Genomic DNA, 13,917 nt, shown 5'->3' with positions numbered 1-13,917 from the left:
CAGTTGGTGTGTGACCTGGGACTTACCGGCACCGAACTCACCGTAGACTTCGGTGATAGACTGGGTTTCGAGTCCGCCGCCGAGGAGTTCGTCAACTTCGTCGATTTGCCAGCTCAGCTTGCCGATTTGCTGGCGTCGTTCGAGGACCATCGAACCGGTCTCGAAGCCACCGATGTCGGCCGCGTCACGGGCCGCGTTGATGATGTCGGCCGCCGTGCTGTTGCCGATATCAGCTTTGTTCGACAGTTCGCCGGGACTGGCGACTGCGATGGACTGATAGCTGTCGTAACCGCTCTCGACGAGTTTGTCGGCGGTAGCCGGGCCGACGCCGGGGAGATTTTCGAGGTCGTCTTCTGCCATACCCAGTCGTTCCGCCCATACCCACATAAACCCTCGTTAACAGCGGAGTGAAAGTGAAATCGAAAGACTGCGGCGACCCGATGACGAGTGTCTGACGAGGGTTGAAGTCAGAAGACGAAGCGATTCGGCCATCAGCAGTGCTTTATGCTAAGTGAAATTGTGACTACATATGTCGGAAAAGACCGCCGTCGAGTTCATCGAAGAGTGGCAAACCGGAGCGTTTCTCATCATCGGGAGCGCAGTCGCTGGCGCGGTTTCCGCGGCGGCGCTCAGACCATATGAGACGCTGGCAAGAGTGCTGTTTGTCTTCTTCTTCGGCGCAGCGTTCGCGTTTATGGGCTTCTCGTATCTATTGTACGGTCGCTAAGCGAACGAGAAGCCGCCGCATCGACTCACGACCACGGGTGGCCATCGCGCGTCGATGGCCAAAGCGGGTACCAGTAGCTCTCGTCGTCTTCGATTTCTAATTCGCCGTCGAGGACCGATTCGAGTTTGAACTCCAGTTGTTGGTTCCGCTTCGAGGTCCCCTGCGGGGCGAAGGGGTAGTACGCGCCCCGGCGGAACGAGTAAACCCAGTAGGCACGGTCGCCGTCTCGCCGGAAGCCGAAGAGAGCAGCGAGAAGGCGCGACCCGTAGCCGCGCTCGATGAACTCGTCGGCGGCGAAGTGGACGCTCGTCACGAGGTCCTCGGGGTCGTCGTCGACGAGGATGACCCAATTGTAGCCGTGACCGTCCGTGTGGCGGCGGAATTCGGTGCCGGTTTCTTCGCTCCCGGCGGTGAGAATTTCCTCGACGGCGTCGACGGTCTCGGTGAAGTCGGTACTGTCTACGGAGGAAAAACAGAGGGCCGCCTCGTCGGCCGAGTCGAACCGGAGGTCGGCTTCCATCGTGAGATACGCCGTGCTCATCCCGAAGAGGTCGTCGGGGTCTGCTCGGCTGGTCGCGTCGGACTCGGCGCTGATACCGAGTGCGGCACGAACTGAATCGAAGAGTCCCATGGCCACCGGTAAGACGGCTGGTAACTTAGCGTCGTGGGAGAACGAGTCGGCGCTCAGTCGCGGAGTTCTCCGTGAACGATGTCGTCGGCAACCAGCGACATGTAGTTGATAAGCGCCCCTCTGGTCGCTCCCGAACCGGTCTCCACGTCGTGTCGGTCGAGGTCTGCCCAGACCGTTGCAAGCATAAACGCCGAATACGTCCGGTAGAACCGCTTATTCTCGAATTCGATACCCGACTGTTCCTCGTAGCGAGCGATGAGTTCTCGTCTGGAAGGGCTACCGGGTTTCGTAGAGAACGGAGCGAATCCGTGTTCGTCGAGCTCCCTGACGTGTTGGATGCCGCCCGCGTCGGCGTACTTCGATTCGAGTTCGGCGAGCGAGCGCGTCGGGTCGTCCTCGTCTCGCCAGTAGAGCGAGACGTAGCCGAGTTCGGTCAAGGGGTCGCCGAGCAGCGCCGTTTCCCAGTCGATGACGCCAGCAAACTCGGGGTGGTTCTTTTCCGCGAAGACGATATTACTCGGCCTGAAATCGCCGTGGGTGAGCGTCGTCTCCGGCGACGGTGGAGCATTTTCCTGCAACCATGTTGCGACGGTTCGAAGCGTCGAGAGGTCGTGCCCGGTCACGCGCGCAGCCTCTCCCATCCGTTCAGTCGCACGGGCAACCTGTTCGCGTGGGGAGCGGCGTTCACAGACATCCGCGAACGGTTCGATGTCGAGCGAGTGTATTTCAGCGAGTAAATCTATGAAATCGGTCGCGACGTGCTCGCGTGCAGTCGGGTTTTGGAACCGCTCAGGCAGGTCGGTCCCGGCCGGAATCGTCTCGCCGTCGAGATACGTCGTCACGAAAAACGGCACTCCCAGAATCGACTCGTCGTCACAGAACAGCACCGGCGTCTGCGTCGGAACCGCCGTCTCTTGGAGGCGTTGCAGTAGCTCGTACTCCCGTTTTAGTTCATCGAACAACCCGTCGTGTCGCAACTTCTTCGGCCGCCGGAGCACGAAGGCATTCTCGTCGTTCGCAGTCGAAACTGCGAGCATCACGTTGAGTTTGTCGTTGAGAAGCCGAAAATCGGTCACCGTAACCCCGAGTTCCGCCGAGAGATACGACGCTAATTCGTTCACATCGATACTCGCAGGAAGGCTCATCATAGACAGATGGGTTACCAGACTGTCATAAATATGCGAGAGAGAAGCACCTCGCAGAGGTGCAAACACGACAACCCGAAAAAATCAGCGTCCGACTAGAACGTCTCCATCTCGCGCTCCATGTCGCGGAGGCGGTCGACGCGCTTTTCGGTCGACGGGTGGGTGCTGAACAGGCGACCGATGAAGTCCGACTTGATGGGGATGATGAAGAACGCATTCATCTCCGAGGTCTCGCGCATGTCGCGCTTCGGGACGTTCTCCATCCGCCCCGAAATCTTGAGCAGGGCGGAGGCGAGCGCGGATGGACGGCCGGTGATGACCGCTGCACCGCGGTCGGCGGCGTACTCGCGGTAGCGCGAGAGCGCCCGAATCAGGAGATACGAGATAATCCAGACGACGAGCGACGCGAGGATTGCGACGATGACCGGCACGTTCTCGCGGTTGTCGTCGCCACCGAAGAACCAGCCCCAGCGAACGATGAGGAAGGCGATGCTGGAGAGGAACGACGCGATGGTCATGACCATCACGTCGCGGTTCTTCACGTGCGCGAGTTCGTGCGCGATGACGCCTTCTAACTCGTCGTCGTCGAGCGTGCGCATCAGACCGGTCGTGACGCAGACGGCCGAGTTCTTCTGCGAGCGACCCGTTGCGAAGGCGTTCGGGACCGACGTGTCGGCGATGGCGATTTTCGGCTTCGGCAGGTCGGCCTGCTGCGAGAGGCGACCGACCATCGCGTGGAGTTTCTTCGCCTGCGGGCCGTCGTCTTCGTCGACGACGTGCGCGCCCATGCTGTAGAGCGCGAGTTTGTCGCTGAAGAACAACTGGGCGAAGAGGAAGATGCTCATGAACCCGACGACGACAGTCAGGTTCGTGAAGTAGACTGCTAACACCCCTGCAAAGACGATGTAGAGGGCGAACAGAAGGAACATCGTGAACGCCATCCGCCCACGAAGCCCCCAGTCCGGTTTCCATTCCATACGCCGTGATTAGTAATCAGGCTAATAAACGCTGTTGGAGTGCAAATGTGTCGCACGGCATCGGGTGGGTTTAGACGGCTGCGGCCCACTACGAACCATGGAAACTCTCGTCGTCACCGGCGCTCTCGGCCGCTCGGGTCGCTGGATAACCGACCGCCTCGCCGAGGAGTACGAGGTCGTCGCCGTCGACCTCGACCACCCCGGGTTCGAGGTTGACGCCCGCGAGAACGTCGATTTCCGCGCTGCCGACCTGATGGAGATGGGTGAAGTGGCCGACCTCGTTGCCGACATCGACCCCGACGCAGTGGTCCACTGGGCGGCCATCCCGTCGCCGACCCGTCACGCCGGCAGTCGCGTCTTCGAGACGAACGTCCAATCGACGTACAACGTCCTCGTCGCTGCCGCCCGAGCCGATTCGAGAATCGTCTGGGCGTCGTCCGAAAGCGCCTACGGCTTCGCCTTCGCCGAGGAAAAGCGGCTTCCCGACGTTCTCCCAATTACCGAGGACCACCCACTTCGGCCCGAGGACCCATACGGGACCGCCAAAGTCGCCGGTGAAGAGGTGTCGAAGATGGTCGCCCGAAAGTACGACGTCTCGTCCTGTGCCATCCGCCCGTCGTGGATTCAGTATCCCGGCGAGTACAACTGTCGCGATATCGCGGTATCCGGTGACTTCGAAGCCGGAGCAGGGAACTTCTGGACGTACGTCGACGTGCGCGACGTGGCCGAACTGGTCGCAACCGCCCTCGAAAATCCGGTTTCGGGTCACGAAGCGGTCCACGCAGCGGCCGCAGACACGTATCTCGGGCGGCCGACCGCGGGCGCCGCCGAGAAGTACTGGGGTGAGCTTCCAGACGACTGCTCGCTCGACGGGGAAGAATCCGCACTCTCGACTGCGAAAGCGGGTGACCTGTTCAACTGGGAACCGAGCTATTCGTGGCGCGATGCGGTCGACGAGACCGTCTCCGAACCGACGCTTTGGGAGTGAAATCAGCCTCAGTCGGGGACGAGAGAAGCGGAATCGGGACTAAATCGGGACACACCGTTTTCCCGACCGGGTGCGTATTGCTAGAACGTATGTTCGCCGATAGAGAAGACGCGGGCCGACGCTTGGCAGACCTCCTCGACGAACAAGAGGAAGAGGCGGACGTTGTTCTCGCCATCCCGCGTGGGGGGCTTCCGGTCGGGCGTGAGGTGGCAGACCGGCTCAGAGCACCCCTTGACGTGGTAATTGCGTCGAAGGTTGGCGCGCCGGGGAACCCCGAACTCGCGGTCGGGGCCGTCGCAGGCGACGGGAGCGCGTGGTGGAACGAAGACCTCCTGTCGTACCTCGGAGTGGGCGAAAACTACCTCGAACAGGGGCGCGAGCGCGAGGCCGAAGTAGCGCGCGAGAAGATATCTCTTTACCGCGGCGGTGACCCGCTTCCGAACCTCGAAGGAAAGCGCGTTATCGTCGTCGACGACGGCGTCGCCACGGGCGCGACCGCGCGGGCTTGTCTTCGACAGGTGAGAGGAAGCGGCGCAGAGCGCGTCGTTCTCGCGGTTCCAGTCGCCCCACCGCACACAGTCGAAGACCTCGAAGACGAGTGTGACGGCATCGTCACTGTCGACGCACCCGAGGCGTTCGGCGCGGTGGGCGCGTTCTACCGCGACTTTACGCAGGTCACAGACGAGGAGGCCGCTGCGTATCTGGATTCAGAAGAATCCATCGAGTGAGCCAGATATTCGGAGACGGTCCGAGACCAAACGCGGCGAAGACGTGACGCGGAACTTAAGCAGCCGAGTGGATTAAAGCCCTCAATGAGCGAATCCCGCGATTTCTGTCCTCGGTGTGGGGACCCGATTCCGGAGCGACCGGAACCGCTCCCGGGGATGCCCCGCGAGCGCGACGACGTGCTCTGCGACTCGTGTTACTTCGAGGATTTCGACCTCGTCGACGCACCCGACGAGGTGCAGGTGCGCGTCTGTGCACAGTGTGGTGCGATTCACCGAGGAAACCGATGGGTCGACGTCGGTGCCCGCGACTACACCGACATCGCCATCGAAGAGGTATCGAACTCCCTCGGCGTCCACCTCAACGCCGAGGAGGTCCGCTGGGGCGTCGAACCCGAGCAAATCGACGAGAACAACATCAAGATGCACTGCCACTTCTCGGGCGTCGTCCGCGGGACGCCGCTCGAAGAGACGGTGGTCGTCCCGGTGAGCATCGCCCGCGAGACGTGCCAGCGCTGTGGCCGCATCGCGGGTGGTTACTTCGCCAGTCTCGTGCAGGTCCGTGCCGACGACCGGACGCCCACGACCGACGAGGCCGAGACGGCCATCGAAATCGCCGAATCCTACATCGCCGAACGCGAGGACAAAGGCGACCGAGACGCCTTCATCACGGAGGTCAACCGGACGCCCGACGGTCCGAACATCAAGATATCGACGAACCAGATGGGAAGCGGCGTCGCAAAACAGATTCGCGAGCGGTTCGGCGGCACCATCGAGGAACACCCGACGCTCGTCACGGAAGACGGCGACGGCAACGAGGTCTACCGCGTCACCTTCGTCGCCCGACTCCCCCGCTACACCGCCGGCGACGTTATCGACCCCGAAGACGGCGACGGACCCGTCCTCGTCAGGAGCAACCGCGGGCGACTCAAAGGTGTTCGTCTCACCTCGGGAGACGACTACGAATCCGAGTTCGAAGAGGGCGAACGACCCGATGCCGAACACCTCGGTTCTGTCGACGACGCCGAAGAGACCACCGTCGTCACGGTCGAAGACGAACACGCAGTGCAGGTGCTCGACCCGGTGACGTTCGAGGCCAAGACCATCCCGCGGCCGGACTACTTCGACACTGACGCCGCGATGGTTCCGGTTCTCAAAAACCGGTCGGAGCTCTATATCCTCCCCGACGAGGCCGTCGAGAACGACGAGTAGGGGAAACGAAGCGGGAGCAATTCCCGACGAACGGAAGGACGAATGTGACGGAGAAGACTCGTTTCGAAGTTACGTCGAAACCGGTGACTTCCGAGTAGGTTCGAGAGAGGAATCGAACGAACCGAAATCGAAACCGAAACAGAATCAGTCGGCGCTCGCCGGCCGGTCGGCGGACGTCGAAACGGTGGGAGCGTCGGCTTCTTGGACTGGCACACCGTGGCGCTGGAGGGCAACGACGAGTTCGTCCTCGGAGTAGCCGGAGCGAGCGGCCGCCTGCGAGAGCGTGAGTGTCCCACTACGATACAGTGTAATCGCCGTGGCGAGTGCGGTGGTGTGCATGGCCGATACTGCGTTCTTCAGACCCTCCGATGTTAACTATTTCGTGAGAAAGCGTGTCAAAGACACAGACAAGGCACGATTACATTTACAATCAGCCACAATATTCCAATATTCTCTAATTAATCAGCCACTCATATTAACAATCATTAATGAATCGTTCCGGTAACGGCGTCTGTCTTGGACACTGTGGCGATTTTTGCCGAAAGTATGCCGAGAAATAGCACGACACTAGTGGAGTGACACTGCGAGGAAACTGTCTCTGTCGAGAACGGGGTAACCAAAGACCAAAGCGGATAGTCCGCGGTTATCACCCGTGCGAACTGGCTCCGAAGTGTTAATTGTCGCCCCGAGAAGCCATGTCCATGGACCGACAGCAGTTCCTCGCACTGACGCTCGTGGCACTCATGATTGGGTCGAGCCTGTTCTCTGCGGCCACGTTCATCCTATAGTCACTCGCCCCAGACATCAGAGAGCGGGTGGTCGCCGCGTCCGCCGTCGTTCGACCCATTGCCCGAAGAGCGGTTGCTGCCCCCAGTTTGCCCTCCAGACGACCCGGTTGAACCGGTCGAACGGTTCGCGGTCGTTCCCGAAGTACGAGTCGAGCGACCGCTCGATTGCGATTGTGACCCGGTCCGGCCAGCGGACCCGCTCCCGAAGGGCGTGTCGCCGCCGCTCGCGTTGCTTCCACGACCGCCAGCGGCCACAGGGTCGAATTCTGGAAGGTCGGGCTTCGACATCCGGTCGACCTGTTCTTCGAACCAGCCGGGCATGTCGGTGCGAGTCTTTTCGAATAGTTGGAGGAGACTGCTGTCTGCGATGTAGGTGTCGCCGTAGTCGTCGGGGGCGCGGACGACCCGCCCGCAGGCCTGAATCACGGTTCTGAGGGCGGCGCGGCGGTACCACGCCCACTGTCCGTCTTCGAGGCGGCGGGCGACCCGCGAGTCGTTCGTGTTGAGATACGGCGCTTTACAGAGGACTTGCCAGCGACAGAGGTCGCCTTTCAGGTCCAGCGCCTCTTCCATCTTGACCGAGAGGAACACCTCGGGGCGGTCGGTGGCCTTCCACGTCTCCAACTCGGCGTTACGGTTGTTTCGGTCGTGTCCGTGGATGCGGTTTCCGAGTCCCATCTCGGCGAGGCGGCGGCGCAGTTCCGCCTGAATCGCATAGGAGTGACAGTGAACGAGACCCTTCTCGTCGGGGTGTTTCGCCATCAGTCGAACGACGAGACGGGCGATGTTGGGAAGCGTCTCGTCGCGGTGCTCGTAGGTCATCTTCCCCTGCGTCACATTGTACAGCGGGCGATTCTCGACAGGGAAGGTGTGTCCCACGTCCACGAGCGCGACTTTCGAGGGGTCGAGACCGACGGACCGACAGAAGGCGGCCTTGTTCAGAATCGTCGCCGAGAGGAGCGCGAACTTGTTTCCGCGGTCCCAGACGGTGTGCTTGAGGTATTTCGCGGGGTCAAGTGGCTTGATGGCGATGGGAGAGCCTTCGCCGTCGTGCTGGTCGACGACCCACGTCGTCGGACTCTGCGGGTCGCGGTAGTCGTCGACGAACCACTTCAGTTCGCCGATGAGTTCCTGTAATCGGTCTCGTTTGGCGGCTTCCTCGGGTAGCAACTCCGATTTCGTCAGTAACTCGTCTTTTGCCCGTTTGCAGACGCCGACAAGGGTGTCGGCGAACCGAACGGCGCGTTCGATGGGGTCGCCCGCGTCCGAAAGGTCGGGGACGCCGATATCGTCCCAAATCGGAACGGTTCGGGGTTTGAGGTCGATGGTCGCGTACATCTCGGCCCACTCGGCGAGTCCGTGCGCCTCGTCGATGACGACCACGTCCCGCTTTCTGAACACGTCCGAACCGGCGGTTTGCATGAAATACGCGAGTGTCATCGCCGCGATTTGTCGATTCGAGGCGATGGCGCGGTCGGAAAAGTACGGGCATCGGTGCCGGACGCTACAGTCGAACCCACGCTTGCGGGTGCAGGGTGCGCGGTCGACCGGCGTGTCTTTCTCCCCGCGGATGATGCAGTTGTAGTTCGACTTCCCGCGGATTATCTTGAGGTCGGAAAGGAGGGCGTCTTCGGCCACGTCGTCGAGTTGCGACACCTGCGGCGTGGTGTAGTAGGCGTCTGTCGCCTCGGCCGGGGACGTTTCCTCGACGGTCGCCGCCGCACCCGCGATGGAACGGGCGAGAAGCGACTTGCCACTCCCGGTCGGGGCGCGAACCAGCACCACGTCGTTGCCGTCGGCGAAGGCGTCGCGAATGTCACGCAGTGCTTGCTCCTGATTGCCGCGAAAACTGGGAGCGGGAAACGAATCGATGATGCGCGACGGGTCCACGATGGTTCCTGTCGGCGGGTGGGCCTAAATCCACCGCTCCCGGGTGCGGTCGCGGTGCGAGAATACGACGAAATCCGAGTTCAGAGCGCCGCCACGTCCTCTGCGGTCGGTTCGCGGTCGCCCGGCAACCGCTCCATACACTCGAAGCAGAGGAAGTGTTCCGAACCGTCGACGAGTTCGAGCGTCATCCCACCGGACGAGGACGTGGGGAAGTTCCAGAGGTCGCCGATACCGCCGGCGATGCGGACATCCTTCCCGCAGACATCACACGGTTCCGAAGTCATACGAAAATCGAGGCGACGAAGCGGCAAAAGCACCCCGCCTGTCCAGTTGGAGTGCCCTCACTCGACGCGGCATCGACACCCGACGAGTGCATACAGCCGAGAGGTTCATGTCGATTGCAGCACTATTTCTATGGCATGCGTGTCGACTGCGAGGGCTGTGCAGGTTGCTGTATCGACTGGCGACCAGTCTCGTCCGTCCCGCTCGACCACGAGCGTCGCGGGCCGCGTGCGCCGCTGGACGACACGTACAATCTGGTCCCGCTGACCCGCGACGAGATTCGAAACTTCGTCGACGCCGGGTTCGGGGACGTGCTTACGCCCCGATTGTGGGAGGCACCACCCGGCGAAGGTGTCGAAATCGACGGCGTCGAGGTGGCGACGGTCGCCGGAAATCCGGCGTTCTTCGTCGGGATGCGAAAGCCACCGAAGCCGGTCGGCCCGTTCGGGTTGGAGCGGACGTGGCTCCGTTCCTGTACCTTTCTCGACCCCGAGACGCTCCAGTGCCGCATCCACGACACCGACCTGTATCCCGACGAGTGCGCAGAGTATCCCGGACATAACCTCGTCCTCGAACAGGAAACCGAGTGCGAGCGCGTGGAGCGACACGGCGGCGGCGAGCGTCTCCTCGACGAGACTCCGCCGGAAGACCAACACGGCCTGCTCCTCGGCCCCCACGCCCTCGGCGCGAAGGTGTTCGTCCATCCGGACCCAGAGCAACTGTCGGGGGTCATCCAACGCCTCCGAGACCGGTCGCTGACACCCGCCGACAGAGCCGAGTTCGTCGGCGTCGCAGTCGGGTCACACCCCGGTTCGACCGAGGTCGACGAAGAGCGCGCCCGTGAGGCCCGAGCACAGGCGCTCGAAAGCGAGTCGTGGGCCGGTGACGTGGTCGATGCATGGAGTGCGATGGCTGGAGCACTCGGTGCTGCGGCCGAAAGCGCACCGGCACCCGACGAGGTCGAAGTCGACCGCGGTGCGCCGGAAACACCCGGCTGGGACACGATTCGGGCCGACGACTGAAGGGCGGGTGGAGTGCTGGCGCGACAACCAGTCGTCTACTCCGACAAAGGTGACGAGAGTTTAACACCTAGTGGGACGTCAGCATACCACATGAGAGTTCTCGTGACCGGTGCGACCGGGTTCGTCGGTCGGCATCTCGTCCCCGCCCTCCTCGATGCTGGACACGATGTCGTCGTCTTCGTTCGCGATGCAGAACGGTACGACGGTCCGGACGAAGTCGAGGTGGTCGAAGGTGACGTCTTCGAACCGGAGACGATTGCACCCGCGATGGAGGGTGTCGACGCGGCGTACTACCTCATCCACTCGATGCAGTCCGGCGGCGACTTCGAGGCGCGGGACCGTCTCGCGGCGCGCAACTTCATCAACGCGGCGTCCGCCGAGGGTGTCGAGCGGGTCGTCTATCTCGGCGGACTCGGCGAAGAGCGCGACCGACTCTCACCGCACCTCCGTTCGCGGCGCGAAGTCGAACACATTCTTGCATCGTCGTCGCCCGAACTCACGACGCTCCGGGCGGCGATTATCGTCGGCGCAGGGAGTGCGAGTTTCGACATGGTTCGCCAACTCGCAAAGCGTCTCCCGGTGATGGTGACGCCGCAGTGGGTCGAAACGCGGTGTCAACCCATCGCCATCAGAGACGTTGTCGCCTATCTCGTCGGCGTACTCGACCATCCCGAAACGGCGGGTGAGACCTACGAAATCGGCGGCCCGGACGTGCTCACCTACCGCGAGATGCTACTGCGGGTCGGTGAACACCTCGGGCAATCACCGAAAATCCTCCCTGTACCCGTGTTGACCCCCCGACTCTCGTCGTACTGGATTGGACTCGTGACCGACGTGGATACGGGTGTCGCCCGCCCGCTCATCGAGGGCCTGAAGAATCCCGTCGTCGTCACCGACGACCGCATCCGTGACATCGTGGAAGTCGACGAGACGCCCTTCGATGTCGCGGTAGAGCGGGCACTTCTCGAAGAAGAACGGGAATCGACGACGGTTACCGTCGAGACGCCAACGACGGCGTCGTGACCGTGTGTTCGCAGGAAGGGAGGGTAAACGCATGAACGACACCACCGAGTACGGCGAGACGTGGGTCTACGAGAGTATCGTCGGCGCGCTCCCGGGCGTGAACATCGGAGAGAGGGGAGCGATTGTCCTTCAAATCGCCGTGTTCGAGGTTGGGGTTCTCTTTTTCGCGTGGGTGTACGACCTGTGGACCGCGGCGGTCGCCGGGACGGCGGCAATCGTCGTCGCCGCCGTCGGCAGCGTCGTGATGCTCCGCATGGGCGAACAGACCCGTGCTGCAGCAGTTCCCGTCCCGTACCGTCGCCTTCTCTTCGGGTCGAGCATCGAGGTTGTGCTGGGCGTGCTCGCGTTCGTCGCGCTCGTGACGCATCTGTTCGTGTTCGACCCGCAGCAGACAGAGACACCGCTTTTGACGGTTCTCTTCGGGGCTGAGCCGCCCGTCATCGTCGTCTACCTGACGCTCCTCGTACTGTGGGACCTCTGTTACCGTATCGGCACGTCCTGGTGGGCCGCCGTCGTCAACCTCTGGGGAGCAGTCCGCTACCGGTTCGACGAACCGACCGCCCGGTCGGTCAAACGAGTAAACTATCTCAACGTCGGATTCGGCGTCGCGCAGGTGCTTTTAGTTCCGTTCGTACTGGACCAACCGGTCCTCCTCGTCGCAGTTGGCGGTCACGTCGTGGCAGTGACTGTCGTCTCCGTGGCTGCCGCGTTGCTGACGAGAACGTAGCGACGTGCAGAGGCTTGAGAAGGTGTCGGCTTAGTCGTCTGCCTTCATCTGTTTGAACTGTTCGAGAAGCGCGTCGGTCGAGTCGCCGGAGTCGTACTCGACAGTGCCGCGGTAGGTCTTCCGGTCGTCGTCGGTGCCGGGTTCGACCTGACTCGTCATGCGCTCGCGGCGTTCGTGTTCGGCTTCGTCATAGGCACCCATTGACATGGTTCACTAAGCCATGTGAGAGAATGCCACATATAATTATCGGAGATGTTCAAAACCATGATAGATTCGCCCGGCGGCAGGAAAGGGTAAAAACAATCGCCGAACTACACCGTATGTGGCACGCCCGCTCCGATTTCGTTACGCCCCCGGTCACTGGGACGAAGCACGGATAGCCCGTGATATATTCCAGTCGCTCGACGCCAATCTCGGTGCTGAGATGGGTGCACCGTGGTACACACCCCCCGAAGGGTACGAAGCCCGACGGTTCGACATGGACAACGGTGACACCGCACTTTTCGCGTGGACCGACGACCACGCCTACTGGATTGGCAACACAGAGACGCCGAGTTCCCTGTGGCGAACCGACAAAGAAGGGTTCGACGAGGCACCGTTCGAGGTGTCCCAGTGGGCACAGCGTGAACTCATCTCCGAACTGTTCGACGAATCACCGTGGCTGAAGCCTTATCCGCACCTCTCGTGGTTCTTCCTGCCGGTCTTCCTCTCTAAAGACGGACGAGAGACGACGCGCGCGTTCTTCCACGACCACTCGGCGGGTCTCCCGGATACGACCCGCGACGAGGCACTGGCGTTCTACGAGTCGTTCTTCGCGACGGGTGTCCTCGACGAATACCGCGAAGTGATGGCCGGAAAACTCGGTACGTCGGAGTACTTCGACCCGATACGGATGGCCGCCGCAATGGGCGAGTTCGACGTGGCGTACCTTCTCACCGAAGCCGGCTACGACATCACGCCGGAGATCGAGGTGGCGACGGGCCACTCCATCGACTTCCGCGCCGAGAACACGAAAGCGGGCGGCGCGCTCATCGAAGTGACGCGCCCACTCCCGCCGAACCGACGCTCAGTGAGTAATCCGGTGGCTGCAATTCGAGACACGGCTCAGACGAAGACCAACGGTCAAGGACAACTCGCCGAACACGGTGGCGGCGTGACGCTCTTCGTCGATTGCTCGTCGTTCCCCGACGACGACTGGGCCGCGATTATGGGCGAACAACCGGACGTGCGACACCGCCCGGCGGTCGTCTTCCGACTCCGACCATCCGGCCACGTCGAAGGCTACTCGAAAGGTTCGGTCCCCGTGGACCTGCCGTGGCTCTCCTAATTCGGCTGTACCCTCTTCTCGAATGGATTGACGAGCCGCAGGCTTGGCGGTGTAGGTTTCTCGAAAAAGTACCGGAGTGGAGACGACGTGCTCAGCTTAGAAGGAGAGCATCTGCGGCCCGTCCTCGCCGAACGGGGATGGGTCGCGGTCGCTGTAGTACCGACGACCGATTGCCTCGTGGCCGACGCCGGTAAAGAGGGCATCACGAACATCCTGCGGACAGGTGTACGTCTCTTCCCCGAGGCGGGCCAGAATTTCTGCGACAGTCTCCTGACCGTTCTGTAGCTCGATTACTTCGTCGCCGTAGTGTTGGGCGAAGTCGGTCGAGCTAGTCGGGTATTCGTGGCGTTCGATGGCGTCGCCGAGTCCGTTCAGGCGCATTACACTCATTGCTGTGCGGACCACATTCTTAATGATTTTCCATGTATGTCTTTTAGAGCCATTGCATACCTT

General features: G+C 61.9%; 17 protein-coding genes. 8 read left to right on the top strand and 9 right to left on the bottom strand.

Going from position 1 to position 13,917, the window contains the following annotated elements; all coding sequences use genetic code 11:
- Positions 1 to 360, bottom strand: a 360-nt coding sequence (locus QT222_RS16305; protein ID WP_491477769.1) for a helix-hairpin-helix domain-containing protein, incomplete at its 3' end; no start/stop codon positions are given.
- Between the two features lie 169 nt (positions 361 to 529).
- Between QT222_RS16305 and QT222_RS16300 the strand changes: the two genes are divergently transcribed.
- Positions 530 to 727, top strand: a complete 198-nt coding sequence (locus QT222_RS16300; RefSeq protein ID WP_004058601.1) for a DUF8144 family membrane protein — start codon at positions 530 to 532, stop codon at positions 725 to 727.
- Between the two features lie 25 nt (positions 728 to 752).
- Here QT222_RS16300 and pspAB read toward each other — a convergent pair whose 3' ends face one another.
- The 3 genes from pspAB to htpX all read right to left on the bottom strand — a co-directional run bounded on the left by pspAB (position 753) and on the right by htpX (position 3,480).
- Positions 753 to 1,358 (bottom strand): PspA-associated protein PspAB, encoded by a 606-nt coding sequence (pspAB, locus tag QT222_RS16295; protein WP_004058603.1) that lies wholly within the window; start codon positions 1,356 to 1,358, stop codon positions 753 to 755.
- Between the two features lie 53 nt (positions 1,359 to 1,411).
- On the bottom strand, positions 1,412 to 2,506 hold the full coding sequence (locus tag QT222_RS16290; protein WP_491477768.1) for a phosphotransferase family protein: 1,095 nt from the start codon (positions 2,504 to 2,506) through the stop codon (positions 1,412 to 1,414).
- Between the two features lie 92 nt (positions 2,507 to 2,598).
- Positions 2,599 to 3,480: a zinc metalloprotease HtpX gene (gene htpX, locus QT222_RS16285; RefSeq protein WP_004058607.1), complete on the bottom strand. Its 882-nt coding sequence runs from the start codon at positions 3,478 to 3,480 to the stop codon at positions 2,599 to 2,601.
- Positions 3,481 to 3,577: 97 nt separating this feature from the next.
- Between htpX and QT222_RS16280 the strand changes: the two genes are divergently transcribed.
- The 3 genes from QT222_RS16280 to QT222_RS16270 all read left to right on the top strand — a co-directional run bounded on the left by QT222_RS16280 (position 3,578) and on the right by QT222_RS16270 (position 6,405).
- Positions 3,578 to 4,468, top strand: coding sequence for an NAD-dependent epimerase/dehydratase family protein (locus tag QT222_RS16280; protein WP_004058609.1), 891 nt, complete (start codon positions 3,578 to 3,580; stop codon positions 4,466 to 4,468).
- Between the two features lie 89 nt (positions 4,469 to 4,557).
- Positions 4,558 to 5,196: a phosphoribosyltransferase gene (locus QT222_RS16275; protein ID WP_491477767.1), complete on the top strand. Its 639-nt coding sequence runs from the start codon at positions 4,558 to 4,560 to the stop codon at positions 5,194 to 5,196.
- 84 nt (positions 5,197 to 5,280) lie between these two features.
- Positions 5,281 to 6,405 carry a 60S ribosomal export protein NMD3 gene (locus QT222_RS16270; protein ID WP_004058613.1) on the top strand — a complete coding sequence of 375 codons (1,125 nt, stop codon included), beginning with the start codon at positions 5,281 to 5,283 and terminating at the stop codon, positions 6,403 to 6,405.
- A 144-nt stretch (positions 6,406 to 6,549) separates the two neighbouring features.
- Here the strand turns inward: QT222_RS16270 and QT222_RS16265 are convergent, their stop codons facing one another.
- The 3 genes from QT222_RS16265 to QT222_RS16255 all read right to left on the bottom strand — a co-directional run bounded on the left by QT222_RS16265 (position 6,550) and on the right by QT222_RS16255 (position 9,367).
- Positions 6,550 to 6,744, bottom strand: coding sequence for a DUF7317 family protein (locus tag QT222_RS16265; protein WP_491477766.1), 195 nt, complete (start codon positions 6,742 to 6,744; stop codon positions 6,550 to 6,552).
- Between the two features lie 449 nt (positions 6,745 to 7,193).
- Positions 7,194 to 9,083 carry a helicase C-terminal domain-containing protein gene (locus QT222_RS16260; protein WP_491477765.1) on the bottom strand — a complete coding sequence of 630 codons (1,890 nt, stop codon included), beginning with the start codon at positions 9,081 to 9,083 and terminating at the stop codon, positions 7,194 to 7,196.
- Positions 9,084 to 9,163: 80 nt separating this feature from the next.
- Positions 9,164 to 9,367, bottom strand: coding sequence for a DUF7561 family protein (locus tag QT222_RS16255; RefSeq protein ID WP_004058617.1), 204 nt, complete (start codon positions 9,365 to 9,367; stop codon positions 9,164 to 9,166).
- Positions 9,368 to 9,502: 135 nt separating this feature from the next.
- Between QT222_RS16255 and QT222_RS16250 the strand changes: the two genes are divergently transcribed.
- The 3 genes from QT222_RS16250 to QT222_RS16240 all read left to right on the top strand — a co-directional run bounded on the left by QT222_RS16250 (position 9,503) and on the right by QT222_RS16240 (position 12,137).
- Positions 9,503 to 10,387 carry a YkgJ family cysteine cluster protein gene (locus QT222_RS16250; protein ID WP_491477764.1) on the top strand — a complete coding sequence of 295 codons (885 nt, stop codon included), beginning with the start codon at positions 9,503 to 9,505 and terminating at the stop codon, positions 10,385 to 10,387.
- A gap of 90 nt (positions 10,388 to 10,477) precedes the next feature.
- A complete protein-coding gene (locus tag QT222_RS16245) occupies positions 10,478 to 11,410 on the top strand; it encodes an NAD(P)H-binding protein (protein WP_004058629.1) in 933 nt (310 codons plus the stop codon).
- A 31-nt stretch (positions 11,411 to 11,441) separates the two neighbouring features.
- The gene (locus QT222_RS16240; protein WP_004058631.1) at positions 11,442 to 12,137 is read left to right on the top strand and encodes a DUF7530 family protein; all 696 of its coding nucleotides are present in this window, start codon (positions 11,442 to 11,444) and stop codon (positions 12,135 to 12,137) included.
- Positions 12,138 to 12,167: 30 nt separating this feature from the next.
- Here the strand turns inward: QT222_RS16240 and QT222_RS16235 are convergent, their stop codons facing one another.
- Complete coding sequence (locus tag QT222_RS16235; RefSeq protein WP_004058633.1) at positions 12,168 to 12,344, bottom strand: DUF5786 family protein; 177 nt, start codon at positions 12,342 to 12,344, stop codon at positions 12,168 to 12,170.
- 115 nt (positions 12,345 to 12,459) lie between these two features.
- Here QT222_RS16235 and QT222_RS16230 point away from each other — a divergent pair, with 115 nt between their 5' ends.
- Positions 12,460 to 13,464: a DUF5784 family protein gene (locus tag QT222_RS16230; protein ID WP_491477763.1), complete on the top strand. Its 1,005-nt coding sequence runs from the start codon at positions 12,460 to 12,462 to the stop codon at positions 13,462 to 13,464.
- 96 nt (positions 13,465 to 13,560) lie between these two features.
- On the opposite strand, the gene QT222_RS16225 is transcribed toward QT222_RS16230, so the two are convergent.
- A complete protein-coding gene (locus tag QT222_RS16225; protein ID WP_004058637.1) occupies positions 13,561 to 13,845 on the bottom strand; it encodes a DUF5789 family protein in 285 nt (94 codons plus the stop codon).
- Between the last annotated feature and the right edge of the window lie 72 nt (positions 13,846 to 13,917).

This window comes from Haloferax sp. s1 (assembly GCF_058382125.1).
Note: the sequence above shows the minus strand (reverse complement) of the source record. Positions and strands in the feature narration are given on the sequence as shown.

What these genes read in the sequence shown, in the direction of transcription:
- QT222_RS16270 (WP_004058613.1), top strand. Translation starts at nt 5,281, where the DNA reads ATGAGCGAATCCCGCGATTTCTGTCCTCGGTGTGGGGACCCGATTCCG.
- QT222_RS16280 (WP_004058609.1), top strand. Translation starts at nt 3,578, where the DNA reads ATGGAAACTCTCGTCGTCACCGGCGCTCTCGGCCGCTCGGGTCGCTGG.
- QT222_RS16240 (WP_004058631.1), top strand. Translation starts at nt 11,442, where the DNA reads ATGAACGACACCACCGAGTACGGCGAGACGTGGGTCTACGAGAGTATC.
- QT222_RS16245 (WP_004058629.1), top strand. Translation starts at nt 10,478, where the DNA reads ATGAGAGTTCTCGTGACCGGTGCGACCGGGTTCGTCGGTCGGCATCTC.
- QT222_RS16290 (WP_491477768.1), bottom strand. Translation starts at nt 2,506, where the DNA reads ATGATGAGCCTTCCTGCGAGTATCGATGTGAACGAATTAGCGTCGTAT.
- QT222_RS16250 (WP_491477764.1), top strand. Translation starts at nt 9,503, where the DNA reads ATGCGTGTCGACTGCGAGGGCTGTGCAGGTTGCTGTATCGACTGGCGA.
- QT222_RS16255 (WP_004058617.1), bottom strand. Translation starts at nt 9,367, where the DNA reads ATGACTTCGGAACCGTGTGATGTCTGCGGGAAGGATGTCCGCATCGCC.
- htpX (WP_004058607.1), bottom strand. Translation starts at nt 3,480, where the DNA reads ATGGAATGGAAACCGGACTGGGGGCTTCGTGGGCGGATGGCGTTCACG.
- QT222_RS16235 (WP_004058633.1), bottom strand. Translation starts at nt 12,344, where the DNA reads ATGTCAATGGGTGCCTATGACGAAGCCGAACACGAACGCCGCGAGCGC.
- QT222_RS16225 (WP_004058637.1), bottom strand. Translation starts at nt 13,845, where the DNA reads ATGCGCCTGAACGGACTCGGCGACGCCATCGAACGCCACGAATACCCG.
- QT222_RS16300 (WP_004058601.1), top strand. Translation starts at nt 530, where the DNA reads ATGTCGGAAAAGACCGCCGTCGAGTTCATCGAAGAGTGGCAAACCGGA.
- pspAB (WP_004058603.1), bottom strand. Translation starts at nt 1,358, where the DNA reads ATGGGACTCTTCGATTCAGTTCGTGCCGCACTCGGTATCAGCGCCGAG.
- QT222_RS16265 (WP_491477766.1), bottom strand. Translation starts at nt 6,744, where the DNA reads ATGCACACCACCGCACTCGCCACGGCGATTACACTGTATCGTAGTGGG.
- QT222_RS16275 (WP_491477767.1), top strand. Translation starts at nt 4,558, where the DNA reads ATGTTCGCCGATAGAGAAGACGCGGGCCGACGCTTGGCAGACCTCCTC.